The 22,226-nt window shown below is 69.9% G+C and carries 25 protein-coding genes; 19 read left to right on the top strand and 6 right to left on the bottom strand.

The window, feature by feature from the left end; translation table 11 throughout:
* Positions 1–213: 213 nt before the first annotated feature.
* From AB0B35_RS20495 to AB0B35_RS20505, 3 genes are read right to left on the bottom strand one after another with little or no spacing between them, the layout of a single operon-like run.
* Positions 214–588 carry a hypothetical protein gene (locus tag AB0B35_RS20495; protein WP_360540481.1) on the bottom strand — a complete coding sequence of 125 codons (375 nt, stop codon included), beginning with the start codon at positions 586–588 and terminating at the stop codon, positions 214–216.
* Positions 581–1,009: a YbaB/EbfC family nucleoid-associated protein gene (locus AB0B35_RS20500; RefSeq protein WP_361047676.1), complete on the bottom strand. Its 429-nt coding sequence runs from the start codon at positions 1,007–1,009 to the stop codon at positions 581–583. The genes AB0B35_RS20495 and AB0B35_RS20500 overlap by 8 nt, the downstream gene beginning before the upstream one ends.
* A 5-nt stretch (positions 1,010–1,014) precedes the next feature.
* Entirely contained in the window at positions 1,015–2,274 is a 1,260-nt protein-coding gene (locus AB0B35_RS20505; protein ID WP_361047679.1) for an SUKH-3 domain-containing protein, read from the bottom strand.
* 194 nt (positions 2,275–2,468) lie between these two features.
* On the opposite strand from AB0B35_RS20505, the gene AB0B35_RS20510 reads away from it, so the two are divergent.
* The 3 genes from AB0B35_RS20510 to AB0B35_RS20520 are packed head-to-tail and all read left to right on the top strand — an operon-like array spanning position 2,469 to position 7,455.
* Positions 2,469–6,560 carry a toxin glutamine deamidase domain-containing protein gene (locus tag AB0B35_RS20510; RefSeq protein WP_361047682.1) on the top strand — a complete coding sequence of 1,364 codons (4,092 nt, stop codon included), beginning with the start codon at positions 2,469–2,471 and terminating at the stop codon, positions 6,558–6,560.
* Entirely contained in the window at positions 6,557–7,051 is a 495-nt protein-coding gene (locus AB0B35_RS20515) for a DUF6301 family protein (RefSeq protein WP_361047685.1), read from the top strand. Before AB0B35_RS20510 ends, AB0B35_RS20515 begins: the two co-directional genes overlap by 4 nt.
* The gene (locus AB0B35_RS20520; RefSeq protein ID WP_361047688.1) at positions 7,048–7,455 is read left to right on the top strand and encodes a hypothetical protein; all 408 of its coding nucleotides are present in this window, start codon (positions 7,048–7,050) and stop codon (positions 7,453–7,455) included. The genes AB0B35_RS20515 and AB0B35_RS20520 overlap by 4 nt, the downstream gene beginning before the upstream one ends.
* Here the strand turns inward: AB0B35_RS20520 and AB0B35_RS20525 are convergent.
* A complete protein-coding gene (locus AB0B35_RS20525; RefSeq protein ID WP_361047691.1) occupies positions 7,445–7,963 on the bottom strand; it encodes a hypothetical protein in 519 nt (172 codons plus the stop codon). The genes AB0B35_RS20520 and AB0B35_RS20525 overlap by 11 nt on opposite strands.
* 173 nt (positions 7,964–8,136) lie before the next feature.
* On the opposite strand from AB0B35_RS20525, the gene AB0B35_RS20530 reads away from it, so the two are divergent.
* Genes AB0B35_RS20530 through AB0B35_RS20540 form a run of 3 tightly spaced genes read left to right on the top strand, consistent with a single transcriptional unit; the run spans position 8,137 to position 9,144 of the window.
* The gene (locus AB0B35_RS20530) at positions 8,137–8,463 is read left to right on the top strand and encodes a PadR family transcriptional regulator (protein ID WP_360540469.1); all 327 of its coding nucleotides are present in this window, start codon (positions 8,137–8,139) and stop codon (positions 8,461–8,463) included.
* Positions 8,460–8,816, top strand: a complete 357-nt coding sequence (locus AB0B35_RS20535; RefSeq protein WP_361047694.1) for a DUF1048 domain-containing protein — start codon at positions 8,460–8,462, stop codon at positions 8,814–8,816. Before AB0B35_RS20530 ends, AB0B35_RS20535 begins: the two co-directional genes overlap by 4 nt.
* A gap of 1 nt (position 8,817) precedes the next feature.
* Positions 8,818–9,144, top strand: coding sequence for a DUF1048 domain-containing protein (locus AB0B35_RS20540; protein WP_361047697.1), 327 nt, complete (start codon positions 8,818–8,820; stop codon positions 9,142–9,144).
* Between the two features lie 31 nt (positions 9,145–9,175).
* Here AB0B35_RS20540 and AB0B35_RS20545 read toward each other — a convergent pair whose 3' ends face one another.
* Complete coding sequence (locus tag AB0B35_RS20545; protein WP_360540463.1) at positions 9,176–9,406, bottom strand: hypothetical protein; 231 nt, start codon at positions 9,404–9,406, stop codon at positions 9,176–9,178.
* A 128-nt stretch (positions 9,407–9,534) separates the two neighbouring features.
* Between AB0B35_RS20545 and AB0B35_RS20550 the strand changes: the two genes are divergently transcribed.
* From AB0B35_RS20550 to AB0B35_RS20570, 5 genes are all read left to right on the top strand, one after another.
* Positions 9,535–9,864, top strand: coding sequence for a PadR family transcriptional regulator (locus tag AB0B35_RS20550; protein WP_360540461.1), 330 nt, complete (start codon positions 9,535–9,537; stop codon positions 9,862–9,864).
* 12 nt (positions 9,865–9,876) lie between these two features.
* Positions 9,877–10,737, top strand: coding sequence for a pentapeptide repeat-containing protein (locus AB0B35_RS20555; RefSeq protein WP_361047700.1), 861 nt, complete (start codon positions 9,877–9,879; stop codon positions 10,735–10,737).
* 15 nt (positions 10,738–10,752) lie between these two features.
* Positions 10,753–11,520, top strand: a complete 768-nt coding sequence (locus AB0B35_RS20560; protein WP_361047703.1) for an ATP-binding cassette domain-containing protein — start codon at positions 10,753–10,755, stop codon at positions 11,518–11,520.
* The gene (locus tag AB0B35_RS20565; protein ID WP_360540455.1) at positions 11,517–12,278 is read left to right on the top strand and encodes an ABC transporter permease; all 762 of its coding nucleotides are present in this window, start codon (positions 11,517–11,519) and stop codon (positions 12,276–12,278) included. The genes AB0B35_RS20560 and AB0B35_RS20565 overlap by 4 nt, the downstream gene beginning before the upstream one ends.
* Before the next feature lie 92 nt (positions 12,279–12,370).
* Positions 12,371–12,793 carry a hypothetical protein gene (locus AB0B35_RS20570; protein ID WP_361047706.1) on the top strand — a complete coding sequence of 141 codons (423 nt, stop codon included), beginning with the start codon at positions 12,371–12,373 and terminating at the stop codon, positions 12,791–12,793.
* An 86-nt stretch (positions 12,794–12,879) separates the two neighbouring features.
* Here AB0B35_RS20570 and AB0B35_RS20575 read toward each other — a convergent pair whose 3' ends face one another.
* Complete coding sequence (locus tag AB0B35_RS20575; protein ID WP_361047709.1) at positions 12,880–14,814, bottom strand: potassium transporter Kup; 1,935 nt, start codon at positions 14,812–14,814, stop codon at positions 12,880–12,882.
* A gap of 345 nt (positions 14,815–15,159) precedes the next feature.
* Here AB0B35_RS20575 and AB0B35_RS20580 point away from each other — a divergent pair, with 345 nt between their 5' ends.
* The 8 genes from AB0B35_RS20580 (at position 15,160) to AB0B35_RS20615 (ending at position 22,165) form a co-directional block, all read left to right on the top strand.
* Positions 15,160–15,687, top strand: a complete 528-nt coding sequence (locus AB0B35_RS20580) for a hypothetical protein (RefSeq protein WP_361047712.1) — start codon at positions 15,160–15,162, stop codon at positions 15,685–15,687.
* Positions 15,688–15,857: 170 nt separating this feature from the next.
* Positions 15,858–16,007, top strand: a complete 150-nt coding sequence (locus AB0B35_RS20585; protein WP_361047714.1) for a hypothetical protein — start codon at positions 15,858–15,860, stop codon at positions 16,005–16,007.
* A complete protein-coding gene (locus tag AB0B35_RS20590; protein WP_361047716.1) occupies positions 16,004–16,537 on the top strand; it encodes a DUF4118 domain-containing protein in 534 nt (177 codons plus the stop codon). The genes AB0B35_RS20585 and AB0B35_RS20590 overlap by 4 nt, the downstream gene beginning before the upstream one ends.
* Positions 16,534–17,049, top strand: a complete 516-nt coding sequence (locus tag AB0B35_RS20595) for a hypothetical protein (protein ID WP_361047718.1) — start codon at positions 16,534–16,536, stop codon at positions 17,047–17,049. The genes AB0B35_RS20590 and AB0B35_RS20595 overlap by 4 nt, the downstream gene beginning before the upstream one ends.
* 141 nt (positions 17,050–17,190) lie before the next feature.
* On the top strand, positions 17,191–17,397 hold the full coding sequence (locus AB0B35_RS20600; RefSeq protein WP_361047720.1) for a potassium-transporting ATPase subunit F: 207 nt from the start codon (positions 17,191–17,193) through the stop codon (positions 17,395–17,397).
* Positions 17,398–17,419: 22 nt separating this feature from the next.
* Positions 17,420–19,090: a potassium-transporting ATPase subunit KdpA gene (gene kdpA / locus AB0B35_RS20605; RefSeq protein WP_361047723.1), complete on the top strand. Its 1,671-nt coding sequence runs from the start codon at positions 17,420–17,422 to the stop codon at positions 19,088–19,090.
* Between the two features lie 32 nt (positions 19,091–19,122).
* Positions 19,123–21,282 carry a potassium-transporting ATPase subunit KdpB gene (kdpB, locus tag AB0B35_RS20610; protein ID WP_361047725.1) on the top strand — a complete coding sequence of 720 codons (2,160 nt, stop codon included), beginning with the start codon at positions 19,123–19,125 and terminating at the stop codon, positions 21,280–21,282.
* A gap of 1 nt (position 21,283) precedes the next feature.
* Positions 21,284–22,165, top strand: coding sequence for a potassium-transporting ATPase subunit C (locus AB0B35_RS20615; protein ID WP_361047727.1), 882 nt, complete (start codon positions 21,284–21,286; stop codon positions 22,163–22,165).
* Positions 22,166–22,226: the final 61 nt, after the last annotated feature.

The raw sequence follows: 22,226 nt of genomic DNA on the forward strand, positions 1-22,226 counted from the left end.
GCCGTACGCGGGCAGTCGACGGCCGTGGCCGTCACCGGTCACCTGGACCTACTGCCTGCCGGGCGTGAACGGTTGTGGCCGGCGTCCAGATTGGTCATCGCGGGACGGCCGTACGCAGTTCCCGCGCCGCAGGCGGTGCGAGATCACGGTGAGAGCACGGATCGCTGCGGCTTTTCGCCGTCGATCCGATGTGGTCTTTCGCGGGTCACGCCCTCACAGGCGGCTGGTGTTGGTCCCCGGCTGGCGGACCGACTCGACGTTGACGGAGCTGACCACGTCGGCGTTGACGATGGTGGCGACCGCGTTCTGGACGTTGACGCCGAGGTTCTCGATCGCCTGCGCGACCGTGGCCCAGGCCTTGAGGACCTCGTCCTCGTTGATCCGGTAGCCCTTGTTCTCGGCGCCGTCGCCGACCTCGACCTGCTTGCCGATCTTGTCCATGCTCCACGGCGGGCCGGCCGACAGCTGGCGGATCATCCTTCCGATGTCGCGGTGCAGGTCGGCGAGGTCCTCCCCGGCGAACACGATGCGCTTGCCGGCCTGTGTCGTGGCGTCGGTGTCGATCTGGATCGCGCGCTCTTCAGCCATCGTGGCCCGCCCCGGTCGGTTTGCCCAGCGTCTCGTCGGTGCGGCTGAGCAGCGAGTCGAAGTCGCCGGTGCGCACGAACTCCGCCGCGCCGGTGCCCGCCGGCATGAACTCGCCCAGTAACTGCTGCATCTTCTCGGCGGCCTCGGCGGCCGCGGTCCGGGTGAGTCCCAGGATCAGCGAGGACAGCTCGCGGGCCGGATACCTGCGGTAGGCGTCGTCGTGGATGACCAGTTCGATCAGCTGGCCCTGCGGGCCGACCTTCACCGTCACCAGCCGGTTGGGGGAGGCCGCGGTGGCGTTCACGTCCTTGAGCCTGGCCTGCAGCGTGCCCAGGCCGCCGCGCAGTTTCGTGTAGCGCTCGTAGACCTCGTCGAAGCGGGCCATCAGGTCTGCGTTGGCGTTTCTGTCGGCGTAGCGCATGGCGGTCAGAGTCCTCCCAGTCCGGTCAGCTCCATCGTGCCGTCGTCGCGCACGCGGTCGGGTGAATGTCCCAGCGTCAGCGCGGTGACGGCGACGTCGAAACCGTGGCCGTAGCACCATTCTCCGCCCTGGTCCGCGGCGAACACGCGGCCGTCGGCGTCGACGGCGAGCACCGCGCCGTCGTCGTCGAGCCCGATGGGGAACACCGCTCGGCCCAGGCGGCGGCCCAGGTCGGTGAGCACGTCCCGGACGCCGGCCAGGCCGTCGTGCCCGATGCGGTACGGGGTGACCCAGTTCTGGGCGCCGCGGCCGCGCACCGTCATCAGCAGCGACGGGCCGAACTCGGTGAAGATCTGGCGGGCCGGTTCCAATGGGGGCAGGCCGGTCTGGTCGGCGATCTGCTCGATGACCGCCTCGGCGAGGTCGGCGCGGTCGGCCGGGTCGGGGAAGGCCCCCCAGCCGGCCTCGTTGAGCGCCGCGGTGACCATCGCCGGGAACCGCGTGCCGGCAAGCTCGTTGCGGGGGTGTGGCGTGACGGGGTCGGTGAGCTGCAGCAGCGCGGCGTCGAGCAGGCCGAAGTCGATCCAGGCGCGCAGGCAGCCCGCGCACGGTGTCGCTGCGGCAGGCTGGGCGATCGCCCCGTCGCGCAGGTGGTTCAGTCGCACGACGGCGCGGCCGAGTTCGTCGCGGGCCTGTTCGAGGCTGGTGGGGGCGAGCCCGGCGGCGGCGCGGGCGGCGTCGGCGCGCAGCAGCCAGTCCGACAGCACGATCAGCTCCGCGTGCCGGGACTGGCCGCGGGTCTTCATGCCGCCGGAGGACGCGCTCAGCCAGGCCGCGACCAGGGGGTGGTGCACCGGCTCGGCGTCGACTTTGGAGCCGACGGCGGTCACGGTGCGGCCGTCGGGGAAGGTGAGCACGGCGCTGACGGTCAGTGAGTTGTCCCGTCCGCCGGCGCGGCCGAGCCGCTGCACGGCGCCGACGGCGCGACGCGCGGCGACCCGGGCGGGGTCGCGACGCCACTGGTCGTGGGCCTGCTCGGCGGCGATGGAGCCGAAGACGGCCTCGGCCCCGGTGGCCCGCTCGATCAGGATCTTCGCGCCGGAGCCGGGTGCGGCCGTCTGGTCGGCGGCCGGGGTGGTCCAGACCACGAAGACGTCGGGGAACTCCTGCACCCAGCCGCGCCACAGCGGCCCGGCGGGGTCGCTGCTCGACCGTGCCAGGCCAGTGGCGACCTGTTCGGCATCGCGTCGGGTGAACACACTCACCAGGCGAGGCTACCGTGGCCGCGCGGGCCGCACCGTCCCAGGATGTGCCGCGCATGCCGGACGGTTGTGGAGCTAACCGCACGCATTTCGCACTGTGCTCCGTATCGCATGGAACGAGGTCTGCGTGGTTACCGCTGGTGCGATAGTTTGCAGGCTCGGCTGCCGTGTCGAAGTCCGGTCAGGAGGGTGGAGCCGTGTCCGTACTGCCTTCCCCGATCCCGAATCCGATGGAGCTGCTGCATGTGCCCTCGGAGGTGCGGCCGCTGCTGGAGTGGGTCATCGGCGCCGACTGGCCCGACGGCAACGAGGAGATCATCTGGGATCTCGCCGACGAGTGGTTCAAGGCCGCCGACCGGGCGTCCGGCCCGTTGCAGGACGCCGCCGCCTATGTGACCGACGCCGTGTCGGCGGCCGGGGGCACCCAGACCCAGCTCGGCGAGGCGGTCAAGCTCAGCTGGGACAAGCTCGGCGCGACCGCGGAGTCGGCGCTGCCCCAGCTGATCTCGATCCTCGACGTGATGGGCCAGGTGGTCGAGGCCGCGGGGCAGGACATCCAGGCCGCCAAGATCGAGTTCTGGATCGAGCTGGTCCTGTTCGTCATCGAGGTCATCGCGCTGATCGTGGCGGCGTTCTGCACCTTCGGCGCGGCCTCGGCGGGCATCCCCGTGCTGCAGATGGCCACCCAGTACACCATCCGGCAGATCATCAAGAAGCTGCTCAAGGAGCTCGCCGAGAAGGGCATGAAGGAGCTCACCAAGGCCGCCCTCAAGAAGATGATCAAAGAGGGCGCCAAGGAGGCGCTGGAGGAGCTGGTCACCGAGACCGCCATCCAGGGCGCGCAGATCGCCGACGGGCACCGGGACGGCTTCGACGGCATGGCCATCGGCATGTCCGGGGTCGCGGGCTTCGCCGGCGGTTTCGCGGCCGCGGGGGTGAACCTCAAACTCGGGCCGGGCGGCGGCTTCGTCCGCAACATGCGCAACGACGTGCTCGCCGAAGTGGCCGGGGATGTGGCGGGCAACCTCGCCACCGGCAATCTCCCCGGCCTGGACGACGTCGGCATGGCGGCCACGTCCGGCGCGCGCTCCAGCATGCTCGGGCAGGGCACCGGCGGCCTGGACAACCTCACCGCGAACATCAACTCGCAGGTCCAGAACCTCAACCAGCTCGCAGGCAACAGCCAGACCCTGGCGAGCGGGTTGACCGGCGATCCGTCGACCACGGGCGATCGGCCGCCCGGCAACCAGGTCGACACCGGCGGCGCACCCCCCGGCCCGCAGCCGACCGCCACGACCGGCACGAACACCGGCAGCACCCACCATCCGTCGACCGTGCCGTCATACGGTGGCGGCCCCTCGCAAGGACTGTCGCTGAGCGGTATCGCACCACCGGCCGTCGCGGGGGTCGGCATCGACGCCACCGCGGCGGGACCGCTGCGCGTCGACGCCGCCACCGCCGTCGACGCCGCACCCCCGCCCGGCCAGCAGGCCGCGCAACAGGCCGCGACCGCCCAACAGGCCGCCACGCAGCAGGCCGCCGCCAACGTGCAGGCGGCCAACCAGTCCGCACCAGGCCAGCAGACGGCCGCGCCGCCTGGGGCCAACACCGGCACATCGGCCAACCCCGCGACGACGACGCGCGGACCGGCACCGGCCTCGCTCGCCGGTCTGCCGACGCAGACCACCGGCGGGCTGACCGCGACCGCCGGCACGTCGGTCTCCACGTCGGCGTCCCTGCCGCCGCCGGGAACCTCGACCAGCCCCGGCATTACCGCGAACGCCTCCACCAGCACGACCGCGAATCCGGGTGGGCTCACCGCAGCCTCGACCGACACCCGGCCGGGCTCCCCGGCCACGACCCCGGTCGCGGCCACCACGACGCCTGCGTCGACCAGCCAGCCGACCACGGCGAGCCCGACCGGCTCAGGGCCGACCGCCGGCACGACGACCACGAACCCCACGACCGGCGGTCCCTCGACCGGCACGCCGACCACGACCGGACCCGCGAACAGCTCCCCGACGACCGGCGGCCCCTCGACCAGCACGCCGGTGACGACCAGCCCCGCGACCAGCCCGCCGGCCACCGGCAGTACGCCCCCCGGGACCGCGACACCCCCGCCGGCAACCCCCGCCACCGGAACCCCGGTCACCGCGAGTCCCGCTCCGGGCGGCCGCACCAGCACCGACCCCACGGCTGCGATGCCCGCGACCGACGCAACGCAACTGTCGGACAGGGACGCGGCCAGGCTCGATCGCGCCGCGAGGATCACCGCGGCCATGCAGTGGATGGCCACGCACCGCGACGCGCTGAGCCCGAGCAACCTCGGCGGCCGAGTGGTCGACATGGCCCGGGTGCGGCTGCGCGCCGAGACCTCCGTCCAGTCGCTCTACAACGACCGGCGCGCCGACCCGAACGCCGAGGTCGAAGTCGGCCCCGACCTGCGGCAGCGCCGCCGGATACTCACCGACGCCCTGCAAGCCACCCAGCACCGCGACACCCCGGCACCCGGCGGCGTGGATCCGGCCGCGTCGCCCACCGACGGCCCGCCCCCGGGAATCGAGGACAGCCGCCAGTACGGCGAGCCCGACGGTCACACCATGCCGACCGTCGCCCAGCAGCGCGACCTGGAGGCGTCGCTGCCCCGCAACCCCGACGGCTCCTTCCCGCCCCACGTGTCACCGGACACCGGCTGGGGCGCGGCGTTCGACCCGGTGTCCCCGCAGGACGACCCGACCCGCGCCACCGCCTGCGTCGACCGGGCACTGGCCTTCGCCTCGACCTACGCCGGCCTGCCCCGCGTCGCCGCCGGGCGCACCCCGACACCCGACGGCAGCATCCCGCCACCGGCCCCGGACGGGCACCTGCGCATCCAGCAGGTCCTGGGCACCGACTTCCAGCAGCTCACCTCGGACCTCGGCACCATGGACCCCCGGCTCGCGGCGGTCGCGGTCGCCGCGGGCTTCGACCAGCTCGAACTCAGCCTGAGCCGGCCCGGTTCCCAGGGCATCGTGTGTTTCCAGCGGGCCGACGGCACCGCGCACGTCATCAACGTCATCAACCACGACGGCGAGATCCGCTACTACGACGGCGGCACCAGGCTCGGCCGCCCGCCGTTCACCGACGGCGTCACCCGCATGGACGGCCTCGCCCTCGACCCGCAGCTGCGCCCCCTCACTGTCGCCGACGCCCCGCCCGGCCACTGGGCGCCCGCCCCGGACCACGGCGGAACCCCCGCGCCGAGCACCCCGGGCAGCACCGTGCCCACCGCGCCGGACGTGCCGCGCTACACCCGCGACGACCTCACCCCGACCGGACGGATGGACGGCCGGACCCAGCGCCGCGAGCTGATGCTCGGCGACGACGGGTTCGACCACTTCCCGGGCGACCCGGTGGGCACCCGCCGCAACGAGAACGGTCAGCTGCTCGACGAGAACAACCACTACTACACCGACGACAACAAGCTGCCCCCGGAAGGCGTGGTGGGCAGCGACCTGCCCAACGCCGTCGCCCTGCCGGTGGACACCACCACCGAGGCCGGCGCCGCGTTCGATGCGGGGGTCACCGCCCACCAGCAGACCAGCAGGGACAAGGAGACGATCTGGCGTACGCAGGTCGCGCCGCTGATCCCGCAGATCACCGCCGCCGGGTTCACCGTCGACCGCAACACGTTCGGGTCGGAGAACCAGAACACCCGGGACTTCCGGCTGGCGATGTCGATGGTGCTGTCCCCGGCCGAGATGGCGGCCCTGCAGCGGGCGCTCGACGACTACCACGACATCTGCCGGGACCTGGTGCGCGCCAGCGAACGGCTCGGCCTGCTCGCCGGCGACTACGTCACCGAGCAGCTGTACCAGGGAAGCAGGCTGGTCACCGGGGGTGTGGACGAGCCCGGTCGGCCCGCCACGTTCGACCGTGTCCTGGTCAGCGCGGGGGACCCGCCGATGGTGGTCCTCATTGAGGAGAAAGGCGCCGGCGCTGAGCTGGGCACCCGATGGGTTCCGGACCCGGCCAACCCCGGTGGGCCGATGATCAACTCTCAGCAGACGTCACCGGAGTACGTGCGCGGCGTCCTGGCCATCGACGCCTACCTGCGGCCGGTGATGGAAGCCGACCCCGACCTCGCTCGGGCCATGCACGAACTGCTCACCGCGGGCCAGCTGGAGTGCCTGGTGGTGCGCGGCCGGCCCGACGGCAGGATCATGATCCAGGTCGCCACGCTGGACCCGGACCGGCTGCTGGCCGACGGCATAAGATTGGTCGGCTACGAGCCCGAGGAGCAGCAGTGACCGACTTCAAGAGCGCGGACCCCGCCGACGTGCACGCGACGCTGACCGTCGTACGCGACTGGCAGTGGGCCTGGTCGGCCGACGAGGTCCCGGCGCTCATGGCGCACCTGGGCTGGAGCACCGTCGAATCGGTCCCCGACGGTCCGATCGTCGCTCGGGCGAGCTGGGACCTCGGAAGACTGCTGCAGATGGTCAACATCTCCCGCGGCCGGGTCCGCAGCCTCGACATCCGGTTCTCGGGCATCAACCACTGGCCGCCTGTCGACGCCGACGCGGCTCCGATCAACGACAGCTTCGTCGAGGTGATCGCGGCCGCCGAGGCGGTGTTCGGCCCGGCCGACGAGTCGTCGCCGGGAAAGACGCCTTCGCAGGTGTGGTGGCTGCCCGACAGCGTCGTAGGGATCACCCGTGCCACCGCGGGGGTCGCCGCCGATTGGACGGAGCGCAAGTTCTTCGAGGAGCGGCGCAACCTCGACCGGAGCGCCCTGTGAGCGACTGGAGCGACTTCGCCGCCCGGCTGCGCCGCGACCTGGCCGACCTGGCCGACGAGGACATCGTGATCCTGCTGTACGGCGCCCGCGGCGTGCAGTTCGTGCAGACCCCGCGGCTGCTGCTGACCGAGGCGATCATGGGCTCGGTCCATGCGCCGCCGGTGGCGGAGCAGGAGCACGCGGCACTGGTCGAGCTCGGGTGGATCCCGCCGGACGTGCCCCGCTTCACGAACTGGCACCGCGAGCTGCCGTGGCCCGCGACCTCGGCGCAGTACGACGCCACGACGTCGAGGTTGGTGCAGACCCTCCGCGCGGTGCTGGGCGTCGCGGACCCGTCGGACCTGGCGGTCAAGGCGTGGAACGACAAAACCCATGATGCCTTGGACCTGTCCATCACGGCTTGAGCGAGGGCGCCGGATTCCGCTCGGGCGCAGGATCGTGTCGAGTGCTGTTCCGGCCGCGCCGGCCACGCGCGCCGCGCCAGGCTGTGCGAAGGGCGGCCAGTTCGGCGCGAGGGAACGGCCGCTGCCATGCCGCCAGGTAGCCGGCTTCGCCCTGCTCTTCGTCCACCGCGTCGAACGCTCGGATCACGGCGCGGGCCAGGACCGTGAGCGGCTGACGGGTGGTCCACACGGTTGTGCCGGCCTCGTCCGGCAGGTCGCGTGTGCGGATGTGGAGGAGACGAACGTCGACCTCGGTGAGGTCGCGGTGGAAGATCAATCGGTGCGCCTCGGGCTCGGCCACGAACTCCACCCGGGTATGCGACCAGCCGAGGAGCAGGCGGGCCACGGCGGTCAGGAACTCCTCAGGCCCGTCCGCCACATAGGACACGAGCGCTTCAGTTCGCGCGCCCTCGTCGCCCAGGGCGCAGACGGCCCAGCCGTGGTGCTGCATCCTCCAGCTGACGTGCATCAGGGCAACGGTGCCCCAGGCCGGCGCCCGAGTCAACGGCTTACCCGGCTGCCATGGTCGCGCAGTGCGGGTGCATTCAGGTGGTATCAAGTGTTGCTAGGTACCGGTAGCTAGTGCTACTTTATAGCGGTAGCCAGTGGCACTGAGTACCTGGATGGCGGAGAAGGGGCGCTGTGGAAAATCTGACGGAGATGCTGAAGGGCACCCTTGAGGGTTGCGTGCTCGAAATCATCCGGGCCGAGGAGACGTATGGATACGCCATCACTCGCCGGCTCAACGACCTGGGCTTCGCCGACGTCGTCGAAGGCACGGTCTACACCATCCTGCTCCGGCTGGAAAAGAACGGACTCGTCCAGGTGACGAAACGGCCGTCCGAGGTGGGCCCGCCGCGCAAGTTCTACTCGCTCAACGACGCCGGCCACGCCGAACTCGCGTCGTTCTGGGCGAGATGGCAGTACGTATCGTCACGTATCGACAGTCTTAAGGGGGGCGCGAGATGAGCTTCTGGGAAACCATCACCGGCAGCGATCTCACCAGGGAATGGAAGGCGTTCGAGATCCGAGCGCAAGCCTTGCCGGCCGAGTACCGGTCGGCGTGGGAGCAGATCAAGAACAACCTCTTCCCCTATGGCGATTTCACGGGCCGCAATCTGATGCCGATCCTCGATTCCGCTCTCGGGTTGCTCGAGGAGGCAGCGGCGGACGGGCAGGGCATCGGTGAGGTGCTCGGCGACGAGATCCCGGGCTTCTGCGCGGCGCTGGCCGGGGGAGAGGGCGCCCGCACCTACCGCGATCGGTGGCGCGAGCAGCTGAACAGGAACGTCGCAAGGAAACTGGGCCGGCTAGGAGGCTGACGTGGGAATCCAGGACATCATCGAGGGCAAGAAGCAGTGGCGGGCCCACGTGGCGCGGGTCAAGGCGCTGCCGCCGGACTACCAGATCGTCTACAAGGAGATGCAGAAGTACCTGTTCAAGGTCGGACCGGTCGACCTCACCGACGAACGGCTGCTGCCCGGGATCGTCGACTTCTTCGAAACCGGCGCCGCCGACGGCAAGGGAGTGCTGGAACTCATCGGTCCCGACGTCGCCGCCTTCTGCGACGACCTGATCAAGGACTCGCGCACCTACGCGGACGCTTATCAGGAGTCCATCGGCGCGAAGCCCGGCACCGACAAGAAGTGACCGTCGGCCGGCGTGTGCCGCCGGTCCGTTCCTAGGCGTCGGCGTCGAGTTCGGCCAGGATGTCCGCGGCATCCTGGTTGCCGGCAGCCGCCAGGCGCCGCAGTTCCTCGAAATCCTCCTGCTCTGCCGCCGACTCGACGAGCTGGTCCAGAGCATCGGCGCTGCCCGCGTCGGCCAGCCGTCGTAGCAGGGCAAGGTCGCCGTTCTCCGCGGCCTGCTCGATCAACTGCGCGATGTCGTCCGGGCTGAGCGCTTCTTCCATGGTGCTGACTCCTCGGCAATGCCAGATCTGAGGCACCTTCGTTACCCCGCCAAGCAACTTACCACGTGTACCCAAGTACCTTGACAGTCACAGTAGTGGGACCTACGTTGTATCTCGGGAGGTGAGGTATGAGCGCGAACAAGGTCACGTCCGACCTGCTGCGGGGCAACACCGACACGATGATCTTGCGGCTGCTGATCGAGGCGGACCGCTACGGATACGAGATCGTCAAGCTGATCGCCGAACGCTCGCAGGGCGAATACGAATTGAAGGAAGCCACGATGTACTCCAGCGTCCGGCGGCTGGAAGCCGACGGCGACATCACGTGGTACTGGGGCGATGAATCCCAGGGCGGCCGCCGCAAGTACTTCAAGATCACCGAAAAGGGCCGCGCGACCTACGCGAACAACAAGACCACGTGGGAGTACGCCAAGCGTGTGCTCGACACGCTGCTGTAAGGGGAAACAGCCATGACCGACAAGATCAACCAGTATCTCGACGGAGTCTTCGCCCCCTACGAGGGCACCAAGAGCGTCACCGAACTGAAGGCCGACCTGCTGGCCGACCTGCAGGAGCGCTACCGCGAGCTGCGCGCCGAAGGCAAGGACGAGGCGACCGCGTTCGAGCTGACCGTCGACAGCATCGGCGACATCGAGGAGACCGTGCAGGAGGTCACCAACCTGTCGCGGACCCTGGAGCGCCAGGTCGTGACCCGGTTCGACGCCAGCTCGCTCGAAGGCAGCGACTTCGCCGGTGTATCGGCGCGGCAGGGCCGGTTCGGGGCCAGCGCGCTGCGCGGCTCGGACTTCTCCAACGCCGACCTGGCCGGCAGCAGGTTCAAGAGCAGCGACCTGAAGGACACCAACTTCGACGGCGCCAACCTGACCGACGCGGTCCTGACCACCGCCGAGCTGAAGGGTTCCACGTTCCGCCGGGCGCGACTGGTGCGCACCGACTTCAGCATGTCGGGCCTGTTCGAGGTCAGGTTCGAAGACGCCGCGCTGACCGACGTCGCGTTCCGCCAGACCGATCTCAAGCGCACCGTCTTCGAACGCTGCACCTTCACCGGCGTCGACTTCACCCAGTCGGACCTGCGCGGGCTCGTCTTCGACGGCGAGACGTTCACCGGCGTGAAGTTCGACCAGGCCGGGCTTGAGGGCATGTCCCTGCGCGGGGCGATCCTGCGCGACTGCTCCTTCCGCGGCGGCTGGAGCAAGAAGTACTACAAGGCCCTGCGCACCGTGAACTTCGACGGCGCCCGTATGGACAAACTCACCTACGCCGCCCTCAAGGGCATGGGGTTCACCCCCGCCAACATGATCGTCGAATAAGGAGACACCACCCCCATGAGCACACCACCCCCCGCCATCCACGTCAGTGGACTGCGCAAGTCATACGGAAAGCTCGAAGTCCTCAAAGGCGTGGACTTCACCGTCGCGGCCGGGAGCATCTTCGCGCTGCTCGGCTCCAACGGCGCCGGCAAGACCACCGCCGTGCGCATCCTGTCCACGCTGCTCAAGCCGGACGCGGGAACCGCGACCGTGGCGGGCTTCGACGTCGTGGCCCAGCCGCAGCGGGTCCGCGAGTCGATCAGCCTGACCGGCCAGTTCGCTGCGGTCGACCAGATCCTCACCGGCCGCGAGAACCTCATCATGGTCGCGAAGCTGCGCCAGGTGAGGAATCCGGGCCAGGTCGCCGACGACCTGCTGCGACGATTCGACCTCACCGACGCGGGCGGCCGCCGGGTCGCGACCTACTCCGGCGGTATGCGCCGCCGGCTGGACATCGCGATGAGCCTCATCGGCGACCCGAAGGTCATCTTCCTCGACGAGCCCACCACGGGCCTGGACCCCGAGGCCCGCATCGAGGTCTGGAAGGAGATCCAGGGCCTGGCCGACAGCGGCACCACCGTCCTGCTCACCACGCAGTACCTGGAGGAGGCCGAGAAGCTCGCCGCCCGGATCGCGATCCTGCACCAGGGCACCATCATCGTCTCCGGCACCCTCGCCGAACTGCGCAAGCTCCTGCCCGCGGCGAAAGCCGAACTCGTCGAACGCCAGCCCACCCTCGAAGAGGTCTTCCTCGCCGTCGTCGGAACCAAGGAGCAGTCATGAGCACGCACGTCCTCAGCAACACCGGTGTCATGCTCGGCCGCTCGATCCGGCACGTCACCCGCAGCATGGACACCATCATCACCGTCACGATCATGCCGATCGCGTTCATGCTGCTGTTCCGGTACGTCTTCGGCGGCGCGATCCAGGCCGGCACCGGCAACTACACCAACTACCTGATGCCCGGCATCCTGCTCATCGCCATCGCCAGCGGCATCTCCTACACCGGATTCCGGCTGTTCAACGACATGCAGAGCGGCATCTTCGAACGATTCCACTCCATGCCGATCGCCCGCTCCGCCGTGCTGTGGGGACACGTGCTGACCTCGGTGGTCTCCAACGCCATCTCCGCGGTCGTCATCATCGCGGTCGGGCTGCTGATGGGATTCCGGACCTCGGCCGGGGTGCTGGCCTGGCTGGCCGTGGCCGGGATCCTGGCACTGTTCACGCTCTCGCTGACCTGGGTCGCGATGATCGCGGGCCTGGCGGCGTCGTCGACCGACGGAGCCACCGCGTTCTCGTACCCGCTGATCTTCCTGCCCTTCCTCAGTTCGGCGTTCGTGCCCACCGCGACGATGCCGGGACCGGTGCGGGCCTTCGCGGAGAACCAGCCGGTCACCTCGATCGTCAACGCGATCCGGGCGCTGTTCGACCAGCAGCCGGTCGGCAACGACATCTGGATCGCGCTCGGCTGGTGCGCCGGCATCCTCGTCGTCGCCTACGCGTTCGCGATGCGTGTCTACCGTCGCAAGATCGCCTGAGGATCCGACCAGGCCGCCCGCCATCGCGCGGGCGGCTGTCCGCACGGCCGCCGGGGCACACGGACAGTGTCCGGCAGAGCTAATCTGCCGATGTGGAAGCCGAGCCGGGAAAGAGCTATCCGTTCTTGGCGGGCAGGCCTCGTCTGGCAGCGGCCTTCGTCGCCCTCACGCTCACGGTGGTGGCCGGTGCGCACCTGTTCGCCCACTACCTCGAGATGCAGCCGCCTCGCAACGACCCGGTGACCCTCGACCAGTTGCGGCTGCGGTTCGCGGACAGGGCATGGGAGCCCGGTCTCGCCGCCGCCAGTTGGGACCCGCAGGGGCTGTCCTTGTCGGTGTTCGTGACCGACGCGGACCGGCACCAGGCGCTGGACATGTGCGCCGACATCACCGCCGTGGTGGTCGAGCACACCGGCGGCAGAGGATGGCTCACCATCTACACGACGCCACCACGCAAGATGCTGGCTACGAACTCTCTTGCCAGGAAGGACCACTGCCACTGGCGGGGAGGCTGAGAGCCGACGGCGGCGCCGTCGGCGAAACTCCGGCAGCAGGGAACGCGCGGGCGGCATGGGTGTCGTGCCGCCGATTCGCCGGCCGCCTACACGTCGATGTGGCTGCCCATGATGATGGTGCGGTCGCGGGGCAGGCCGAAGTGGGCGGCGGCGTCGGCGGTGATGTAGGACGTGGCGATGAACAGCCGCTTGCGCCAGTCGGCCATCGTCGGCGCCGGACCACGCCGTAGCTCGATCTTGGACAGGAAGTACGTCGCGTTGTCGAGGTCCAGCGGCCCCTCGGTGGCGGCCGGGTCCAGGGTGCGCAGCGCGGCGGGCACGTCCGGGCTGTCCATGTACCCGAACCGGGCGGTCACGTGGGTGATGCCGTCGTCGGCGTAGCCGAGGTCGTCGACGGTGACGCGCTCGTCGGCGGGCACGTACGGCACGGTGTCGGTCTCCAGGGACATGATGACCACGTGCTCGTGCCGGACATGGTTGTGTTCGAGGTTGGCGCGCAGCGCCAGCGGCGCGGTCTGCTTGCCCCGGTTGAGGAAGATCGCCGTGCCCGGCACCGTCGCGGTCGTCGCGCGGCTCTCGCGCAGCTGTTCGACGAACTCGGGCAGGGTGCCCTCGGTGCGCTCGCGTTCGGCGGTGACGACCTGACGGCCCTTCTGCCAGGTGGTCATGATGGTGAACGCGGTGAGGCCGATGAGCAGCGGCAGCCACGCGCCGTGCACGAGCTTGGTCAGGTTGGCGGCGACGAACAGCAGGTCGACGCCGAGCAGCAGGGCCGCCCCGGTGCCCAGCAGCCACCAGGGGGTGCCCCACTTGAGCCGGGCGACGTAGAAGAACAGCAGGGTGGTGATGGTGATGGTGCCGGTGACGGCCATGCCGAAGGCGTACGCCAGCGCGGCGGAGGTCTGGAACGCGAACACCAGGGTGAGCACGGAGACCATGAGCAGCCAGTTGATCCACGGTACGTAGATCTGGCCCATGGTCGACTCGGAGGTGTGCGCGATGCGCAGCCGCGGCAGGTAGCCCAGCTGCGCGGCCTGCGAGGCGACCGAGTACGCGCCGGTGATGACGGCCTGTGAGGCGATCACGGTCGCGGCGGTGGCCAGCACGACCAGTGGCAGTCGGGCCCAGCCGGGGGCGAGCAGGAAGAACGGGCTGCTGATGTTGGCGTTGTCTTCCAGGATCAGGGCGCCCTGGCCGAGGTAGCTGAGCACGCAGGCGGGCAGGACCAGGCCCAGCCAGCCGTACGTGATGGCCATGCGGCCGAAGTGGCCCATGTCGGCGTAGAGGGCCTCGGCGCCGGTGACCGACAGGACGATCGCGGCGAGGGCGAAGAACGCGATGCCGAAGTGCTGGGACAGGAAGCTCAGCGCGTACGTGGGGGACAGGGCTTTGAGGATGTCGGGGTGGTGGGTGATGCCGGCGATCCCGAAGACCGCGATGACGAGGAACCAGGCGATCATGATGGGGCCGAAGACGCGGCCGACGGCGGCGGTGCCCCGGCGTTGCACCATGAACAGCGCCACGATGATCACGGCGGTGACCGGGATGATCGCCGGTTCCAGGTCGGGGTTGACGATTTTGAGGCCCTCGATCGCGGACAGCACGGAGATCGCCGGGGTGATCATGCTGTCGCCGAAGAACAGCGCCGCGCCGAAGATGCCCAGCGCCGCGAGCACCGCCGCGACCTTGCCGCCGCGGCCGGAACTCCAGCGGCGCAGCAGCGTGATCAGGGCCATGATGCCGCCCTCGCCCTGGTTGTCCACGCGCATGGCCAGCAGGATGTAGGTGACCGTTACGATGATCATCACGGACCAGAAGATCAGCGAGACGACGCCGAACACGTTGTCGATGCTGACCGGCACCGGGTGCGGGTCGGCCGGGTTGAACACCGTCTGCATGGTGTAGATCGGGCTGGTGCCGATGTCGCCGAACACCACGCCCAGCGCGCCGACGATGACGGCGAGCCGCACCACGTCCCGCGCGCCGGCAGTGTGCCCCGGCTCCTGCTGACGGCTAGTCAAGGAAGGTCTCCTGCGCGTCGGTTCCACATGATTCGGTGTCGTGCGGGGACGATACCGGCCTGGTGGCGGTGCCTTCGCATCGCTGCCGGGCCGGATGCGTCCCTATTACCCCGAGCATGCCCGGATCGTGCCGGGTGGACGCCGGAATCTTGACGAAATCCATACGCCTTCCGGCGCGGGGGTGCGCGCAAACATCAACGTCGCGTCAAGAATGCGGCCGCCGCCGTAGCGATACCGTCAAAGCCGCTTCCCGGAAGCTCGTGCGCAGGCCACCGTGATCCGGAAATGATCGAGGGAAGAACGGGTACCGGTGGGATGATCATTCTGGCGGCTCTGGCGCCTGTGGTGGGTACCGTACTGGCGGTGCTGCTGGCCACGCGGTTCCATGCGTTCATCCCCAGCCGCGACCCGGTCGTGCTCGATTGCGCCGCCCGCGACATCGTCACCTCGGCCACCACCGCCGAGCGCACACTGCGTGTCATCGCCACCGCTCCCACCCCGCACGCGCATCAGGCGGCACCTGGAACCGGCCTGATGGTGACCGGCGGGCAGGCCGTGTTCCTGGAGTTCGCCGGACCGACCGCGCGGCGAGGTGTCATCGAGGTGCGGGGCCGTGACGAGCACGGCTTCGCCGTGCTCGCTGTGCGGGGCGGCGCACCCGGCAAGACGATCGCGGCCGTGCTGTTGCACCTGCGCGACGTCCACGCCGTCGCGCCGCGCGCGGACTTCGCCTGGCCCACCGAGGGGCACCGCCGCAGCCTGATCAGGTTCCTACTGCTGGGCTCCGGGCACCTGGCCGCCGTCACCGTGGCCGTGCTGCGCAACGCCGAACCCGACCCGGCCCACCGACCTCGCATCCACGTCGGTCCCTGAGCCCGCGTCCGCCGGGCCCGCCGCCGCGGCCGGCTGACAGGCGCGGCTGGGTTGTTCGACCGTCGCCGCAGCGTCGTGCCGTCAAGACCGCGTCGTGATTGACCTCGCCGCCGTCAGGATCACGTCAAAGCCCCTTCCAGGTCGCTGATCGGCGCAGCAGCGTGCAAGACATGGACCCTCGCTATACCAGACGGCACTATCTCGGCCAGGCCATGTCGGCGGACGCGAGCCCGGCCGACCGAGCCGCGGCCCGAACGGTGCTGATCATCCAACTCACCGTCCTCGTCGCGGTCATCACGCTGGTCGCGGTGTTCGGATGAGAACCGACACGACCCGGCGCACGGATACGGTCGGCGGGACCGTCCGCCCGCGGCGGCATCCGTCCACGCCGCCGGCAGCAGCCACGCCGCGCCCGGCTCGGTCCGACGACCGGGCCCGGCCGCGGACGCCGTTCGGCGTCAGCGTCGGCATCGGCGCGGCCGCGATGACCGCCGCGACCATCCTGGCCGCCACCCTCACCGCGAACGAGACCGAACAGCTGCTCATCGTCGCGCTGGCCGTCGGCGGCTACGCCGCGACCGTCGCCGACACACGTGCGAGCCTGGTCACCGCACTGCTCGGCTTCGGCCTGTTCAACGGATTCATCGTCAACCGGTACGGGGAGCTGTCCTTCGACGGCACCGCCACCTGGTGGAACCTGTCGGTGTTCGCCGTGGCGCTCGGCCTGGGGCTGGGGCAGCGCTGGCTGCGCCACGTCCGCGACAACGCCGCCGCTGAACCGGAGGTGACGGGTTTGGCCGGGCGGCGGCCTGCCCCGCGCCCGGTCGCGGAGCAGAACCCGGGCGTATGAGCGTCCAGCAACCCGCCTGGCGCGGCACGGCGAGCGCGGCCCGTTCCGCGGGCCTGGCGCTGGCGGCGGTGGCGGGGCTGGCCTTGGCCGCGGTCGTCCTGGTCGACGCCATCATGCCTCGCGTCGGTGTGCCCGCCCGCGCCTACGTGATCACCGCCGCTGTGCTGGCCCTGTACCTGGCAGCCAAGTTCGCCGTCTCGGCGTTGACCAGGTGGCGGGTCGTGGTCCACATCGACGAGCACGAGATGCGGGTGTGCAGCTGGCCGGTGCCGATGCACACCACGATCGTGGCCGTCGACGCGATTCACGAGGTCCGGACCGTCGATGCCGGTCCGGCGCGGGCCGGTGCGTCGTGGTGGCTGACGGCGCCGCCGGACGGCCGCCATGTGCTGCGCCCCGGCCCGGCGCTGCAGCTGGTGCTCAGTTCCGCCCGGACCGTCACGGTGAGCCTGGACCACCCCGAGCAGGCCTTGGCCGCGCTCGGCGAACCGGTCCGGCCCCGGCCGCTGTGAGCGCGGATACGCCGCCGTCAAACGCGCGTAAAGAAAGCGCCTGCGGCCGTATGGATGGCGTCAAGAACCCTCACCAGCGGATTTTCGTGCAGTTTGATTGGCCCGTTCCGCCATCCCGGCACCCGCCGAAGCGGACACAATATGAGCAAAACTCCGAAACTAGCTCAAAAGGAGGCACGCGGTGGCCGATCTGGCTTACGTGCTGCTGACGGTGGGTCTGTTCGCAGTGCTCGCTCTCGTCGTACGGGGAGTGGAGCGACTGTGACAGCCAATCTGGTCGGCCTGGTGATCGCCTGCGTGCTGGCGGTCTTCCTGGTCTTCGCGCTGCTGTTCCCTGAGAAGTTCTGACTCCCGGAAAGAGCTGTCTGACATGACAACGGCAACAGCGGGAGTGCTGTTCATCCTCTCGCTCATCGTCGCGCTGGCGGTCGCGTACCGCTACCTCGGCGACTACATGTTCCGCGTGGTCGCCGCGGAACGGCACGGCCGCGTCGAGCGCGGCATCTACAAGGTCCTCGGCGTGGACCCCCACGCCGAGCAGTCCTGGGGCGTGTACGCCCGCAGCGTCCTGGCGTTCTCGCTGATCTCGATCCTGTTCCTGTACGCGTTCCTGCGCCTGCAGGACGTGATCTTCAAGGTCCCGGACTTCGCGGCCACCATCGACGAGCGGATGTTCCCGCACCTGGCGTGGAACACCGCGGTCAGTTTCGTGACCAACACCAACTGGCAGGCGTACTCCGGTGAGTCGACGATGACCCACCTGGTGCAGATGGCCGGCCTGGCGGTGCAGAACTTCGTCTCCGCGGCCGTCGGCATCGCGGTGGCGGTGGCGCTGGTGCGCGGGTTCGCCCGGCGCAAGTCCGATCGGCTGGGCAACTTCTGGGTCGACCTGACCCGGATCACGCTGCGCATCCTGCTGCCGATCGCGGTCGTCGGCGCGGTGCTGCTGATCATCGGCGGCGTGGTGCAGAGCCTCGGCGACGGCACGATGGCCACCACGCTGACCGGCGCGGATCAGCACCTGACCGGCGGGCCGGTGGCCAGCCAGGAGGTCATCAAGGAGCTGGGCACCAACGGCGGCGGCTTCTACAACGTCAACTCGGCGCACCCGTTCGAGAACCCGACGACGTGGACGAACTGGCTGGAGATCTTCCTGCTGCTCTGCATCCCGTTCGCGCTGCCGCGGGTGTTCGGCCGCATGGTCGGCGACAACCGGCAGGGCTACGCGATCCTGGCCGTCATGGCGGTCATCGCGGTCGCGAGCGTCGCCCTGACCAACGTCTTCGAGCTGAACGGCGCGGGCACGGTGCCGCAGGCGGTCGGCGCGGCGATGGAGGGCAAGGACGTCCGGTTCGGCCTGTCGGACTCGGCGACGTTCGCCGCGGCGACGACGCTGACGTCGACGGGTGCGGTGAACTCGTTCCACGACTCGTACACCGCGCTGGGCGGCATGATGCCGATCGTCAACATGATGCTCGGCGAGGTCGCGCCCGGCGGCGTCGGCTCGGGCCTGTACGGCATGCTGATCCTCGCCGTGATCACGGTGTTCGTCGCGGGCCTGATGGTCGGCCGCACGCCCGAGTACGTGGGCAAGAAGATCGGCGCCCGCGAGATCAAGTTCGCGTCGCTGTACTTCCTGATCACACCCACGCTGGTGCTGATCGGCGTGGCCGCGGCGATGGCGACCGGCAACTGGCAGACCCAGCTCAACGTGGGCCCGCACGGCTTCTCCGAGGTCGTGTACGCGTTCACCTCGGCGGCCAACAACAACGGCTCCGCGTTCGCCGGCATCACTGTCAACACCCCCTGGTGGGACACCGCCACCGGGCTGGCCATGCTGCTCGGACGGTTCCTGCCGATCATCTTCGTGCTCGGCCTGGCCGGCTCGCTGGCCAAGCAGAGCCCCGTGCCCGCCTCGGCCGGGACGCTGCCGACCCACAAGCCGCTGTTCATCGGCATGGTCGTCGGCGTCGTGGTGATCCTGGTGGCCCTCACCTTCCTGCCCGCGCTCGCGCTCGGCCCGCTGGCCGAGGGCCTGTGAGCGGCCACGAGAAGACAAGACAAGGAAAAGAAATGACTGTCACATCGGTGGCGACCCCGAACCCGCGGCAGCAGTCGCGCAAGGTCGGCGGCGGGCTGCTGGACCCCAGGCAGCTGTGGAAGTCGCTGCCCGACGCGCTGCGCAAGCTGAACCCGGCGACGCTGTGGCGAAACCCGGTCATGCTGATCGTCGAGGTCGGCGCGGTGTTCACCACCCTACTGGCGATCACGAAGCCGTCGGGGTTCTCCTGGGCGATCACGATCTGGCTCTGGCTCACGGTCGTCTTCGCCAACCTGGCCGAAGCGGTCGCCGAAGGCCGGGGCAAGGCCCAGGCGGCGACGCTGCGCAACGCCAAGAAGGACACCATGGCCCGCCGCCTGATCAGCTGGTCGGAGGGTGCGGCGGCGACGCAGTACCGCGAGGAGTCGGTGGCGGCGTCGGCGCTGGCCCAGGGCGACGTCGTGGTCGTCGAGGCCGGCCAGGTGATCCCCGGTGACGGCGACGTCGTCGAGGGCATCGCCAGCGTCGACGAGTCGGCGATCACCGGCGAGTCGGCCCCGGTCATCCGGGAGTCCGGCGGGGACCGCAGTGCGGTCACCGGCGGCACCAAGGTGCTGTCCGACCGGATCGTCGTGCGTATCACCCAGAAGCCGGGGGAGAGCTTCATCGACCGGATGATCGCCCTGGTCGAGGGGGCGAACCGGCAGAAGACCCCGAACGAGATCGCGCTCAACATCCTGCTGGCGGCGTTGACGATCATCTTCCTGCTGGCGGTGGTCACCCTGCAGCCGATGGCGATCTACGCCAAGGCCTGGCAGGGCGCCGCCCCGGACACGGCCTCGTTCGGCCCGGACGGCATCAGCGGCATCGTGCTCGTCTCGCTGCTGGTCTGCCTCATCCCGACGACGATCGGGGCGCTGCTGTCGGCGATCGGCATCGCCGGCATGGACCGCCTGGTGCAGCGCAATGTGCTGGCCATGAGCGGCCGGGCCGTGGAGGCGGCCGGCGACGTCAGCACGCTGCTGCTGGACAAGACCGGCACGATCACCCTGGGCAACCGCCAGGCGTGGCAGTTCCTGCCCGCCGCGGGGGTGTCCGAGCAGGCGCTGGCCGACGCGGCGCAGCTGTCGAGCCTGGCCGACGAGACGCCGGAGGGCCGTTCGATCGTGGTGCTGGCCAAGGAGCAGTACGGTCTGCGGGCCCGGGAAGAGGGCCTGATGCCGCACGCCACGTTCATCCCGTTCACCGCGCAGACCCGCATGTCCGGTGTCGACCTGGCCGAGGACGGGCAGACCCGGCAGGTGCGCAAGGGTGCGTCGTCGGCGGTGATGAAGTGGGTACGCGACAACGGCGGCCACCCCTCCGACGACGTCGGCCCGGCCGTGGACGCCATCTCCGGCCAGGGCGGCACGCCGCTGGTGGTCGCCGAACTGGTCGCCGGGCAGCCTGCCCGCGCGCTGGGCGTGATCCACCTCAAGGACGTCGTCAAGTCCGGGATGCGCGAGCGGTTCGACGAGATGCGCCGCATGGGCATCCGCACCGTGATGATCACGGGTGACAACCCGCTGACCGCCAAGGCGATCGCCGACGAGGCCGGGGTGGACGACTTCCTGGCCGAGGCGACGCCGGAGGACAAGCTCGCCCTGATCCGCAAGGAGCAGGAGGGCGGCCGCCTGGTCGCGATGACCGGCGACGGCACCAACGACGCCCCGGCCCTCGCCCAGGCCGACGTCGGCGTGGCGATGAACACCGGCACGTCGGCCGCGAAGGAGGCCGGCAACATGGTCGACCTCGACAGCGACCCGACCAAGCTGATCGAGATCGTCGAGATCGGCAAGCAGTTGCTGATCACCCGGGGTGCGCTGACCACGTTCTCGATCGCCAACGACATCGCGAAGTACTTCGCGATCATCCCGGCGATGTTCGCGGTGGTGTACCCGAGCCTGGACGCGCTCAACATCATGCGGCTGTCCAGTCCCGAGTCCGCCATCCTGTCCGCGGTCATCTTCAACGCGCTGATCATCATCGCGCTGATCCCGCTGTCGCTGCGCGGCGTGCGCTACACGCCGTCCAGCGCGAGCAAGCTGCTGACCCGCAACCTGTGGGTCTACGGCCTCGGCGGCATCGTCGCACCCTTCATCGGAATCAAGATCATCGACATGATCATCTCGCTCATCCCAGGGATCGGCTGACATGCGTATACCCGGTTGGATCTCCCAGCACCTGGCCGCACTGCGGGCCGTGCTGCTGTTCACCGTCGTGCTCGGGCTGGCCTACCCGCTGGTCGTCACCGGCGTCGCCCAGCTCCCCGGGCTGCGCGGGCACGCGAACGGCTCCGTGGTCGAGGTGAACGGCAAGCCCGTCGGCAGTTCGCTGATCGGCCAGTCGTTCACCGACGCCGACGGCAACCCGGTGGCCAAGTACTTCCAGAGCCGCCCGTCGGCGTCCGGATACGACCCCGACGCCACCGCCGCGTCCAACCTCGGCCCGGAGAGCATCGAGGACACCCTCGGCGACCCGGCCCTCGACCCGAACTCCGAAGAGGGCGACGGCAGCAAGCAGGCCCTGCTCACCCAGGTCTGCGCCCGTAGCAAAGCCGTGGGCGAGCTGGAAGGCGTCAGCGGCGCCCGGCCCTACTGCACGTCCGACGGCGTCGGCGCGGTCCTGCGCGTCTTCTACACCGGCGGCCTGTCCGGCAAGGTCACCCGCGCCGTCAGCGTCAACCAGGCCTGCCCCGCCACCCCGTTCATCGCCACCTACCAGGGCGTGAATGTGGAGTGCGCCAAGTTCGGCGAGGACTACAGCAAGGGCGTGCTCGTCCCGGTGCGGGGCGACGCGCCGCAGGCCTCGCCGGTCCCGGCCGACGCGGTCACCGCCAGTGGCAGCAGCCTCGACCCGCACATCAGCGTCGAGTACGCCAAGCTGCAGGCCAAGCGCGTCGCCGCCGCCCGCGGCCTGCCCGTCGAGAAGGTCGACGCCCTGATCGACGAGCACACCACCGGACGGGTCCTCGGGTTCATCGGCGAACCCGGCGTCAATGTCCTGGAACTCAACCTGGCCCTGGACCGCGGGTAACCGCGAACCCCGACGGTCCCGGGCGGCCGGGTGACCCCCCAAGGTCACCCGGCCGCCCGGC

This window comes from Catellatospora sp. NPDC049133 (assembly GCF_040648455.1).
GTDB lineage: Bacteria > Actinomycetota > Actinomycetes > Mycobacteriales > Micromonosporaceae > Catellatospora > Catellatospora aurea.

What these genes read in the sequence shown, in the direction of transcription:
- AB0B35_RS20495 (WP_360540481.1), bottom strand. Translation starts at nt 588, where the DNA reads ATGGCTGAAGAGCGCGCGATCCAGATCGACACCGACGCCACGACACAG.
- AB0B35_RS20500 (WP_361047676.1), bottom strand. Translation starts at nt 1,009, where the DNA reads ATGCGCTACGCCGACAGAAACGCCAACGCAGACCTGATGGCCCGCTTC.
- AB0B35_RS20525 (WP_361047691.1), bottom strand. Translation starts at nt 7,963, where the DNA reads ATGCACGTCAGCTGGAGGATGCAGCACCACGGCTGGGCCGTCTGCGCC.
- AB0B35_RS20535 (WP_361047694.1), top strand. Translation starts at nt 8,460, where the DNA reads ATGAGCTTCTGGGAAACCATCACCGGCAGCGATCTCACCAGGGAATGG.
- AB0B35_RS20545 (WP_360540463.1), bottom strand. Translation starts at nt 9,406, where the DNA reads ATGGAAGAAGCGCTCAGCCCGGACGACATCGCGCAGTTGATCGAGCAG.
- AB0B35_RS20550 (WP_360540461.1), top strand. Translation starts at nt 9,535, where the DNA reads ATGAGCGCGAACAAGGTCACGTCCGACCTGCTGCGGGGCAACACCGAC.
- AB0B35_RS20555 (WP_361047700.1), top strand. Translation starts at nt 9,877, where the DNA reads ATGACCGACAAGATCAACCAGTATCTCGACGGAGTCTTCGCCCCCTAC.
- AB0B35_RS20560 (WP_361047703.1), top strand. Translation starts at nt 10,753, where the DNA reads ATGAGCACACCACCCCCCGCCATCCACGTCAGTGGACTGCGCAAGTCA.
- AB0B35_RS20565 (WP_360540455.1), top strand. Translation starts at nt 11,517, where the DNA reads ATGAGCACGCACGTCCTCAGCAACACCGGTGTCATGCTCGGCCGCTCG.
- AB0B35_RS20585 (WP_361047714.1), top strand. Translation starts at nt 15,858, where the DNA reads ATGGACCCTCGCTATACCAGACGGCACTATCTCGGCCAGGCCATGTCG.
- AB0B35_RS20590 (WP_361047716.1), top strand. Translation starts at nt 16,004, where the DNA reads ATGAGAACCGACACGACCCGGCGCACGGATACGGTCGGCGGGACCGTC.
- AB0B35_RS20595 (WP_361047718.1), top strand. Translation starts at nt 16,534, where the DNA reads ATGAGCGTCCAGCAACCCGCCTGGCGCGGCACGGCGAGCGCGGCCCGT.
- AB0B35_RS20600 (WP_361047720.1), top strand. Translation starts at nt 17,191, where the DNA reads ATGAGCAAAACTCCGAAACTAGCTCAAAAGGAGGCACGCGGTGGCCGA.
- kdpA (WP_361047723.1), top strand. Translation starts at nt 17,420, where the DNA reads ATGACAACGGCAACAGCGGGAGTGCTGTTCATCCTCTCGCTCATCGTC.
- kdpB (WP_361047725.1), top strand. Translation starts at nt 19,123, where the DNA reads ATGACTGTCACATCGGTGGCGACCCCGAACCCGCGGCAGCAGTCGCGC.
- AB0B35_RS20615 (WP_361047727.1), top strand. Translation starts at nt 21,284, where the DNA reads ATGCGTATACCCGGTTGGATCTCCCAGCACCTGGCCGCACTGCGGGCC.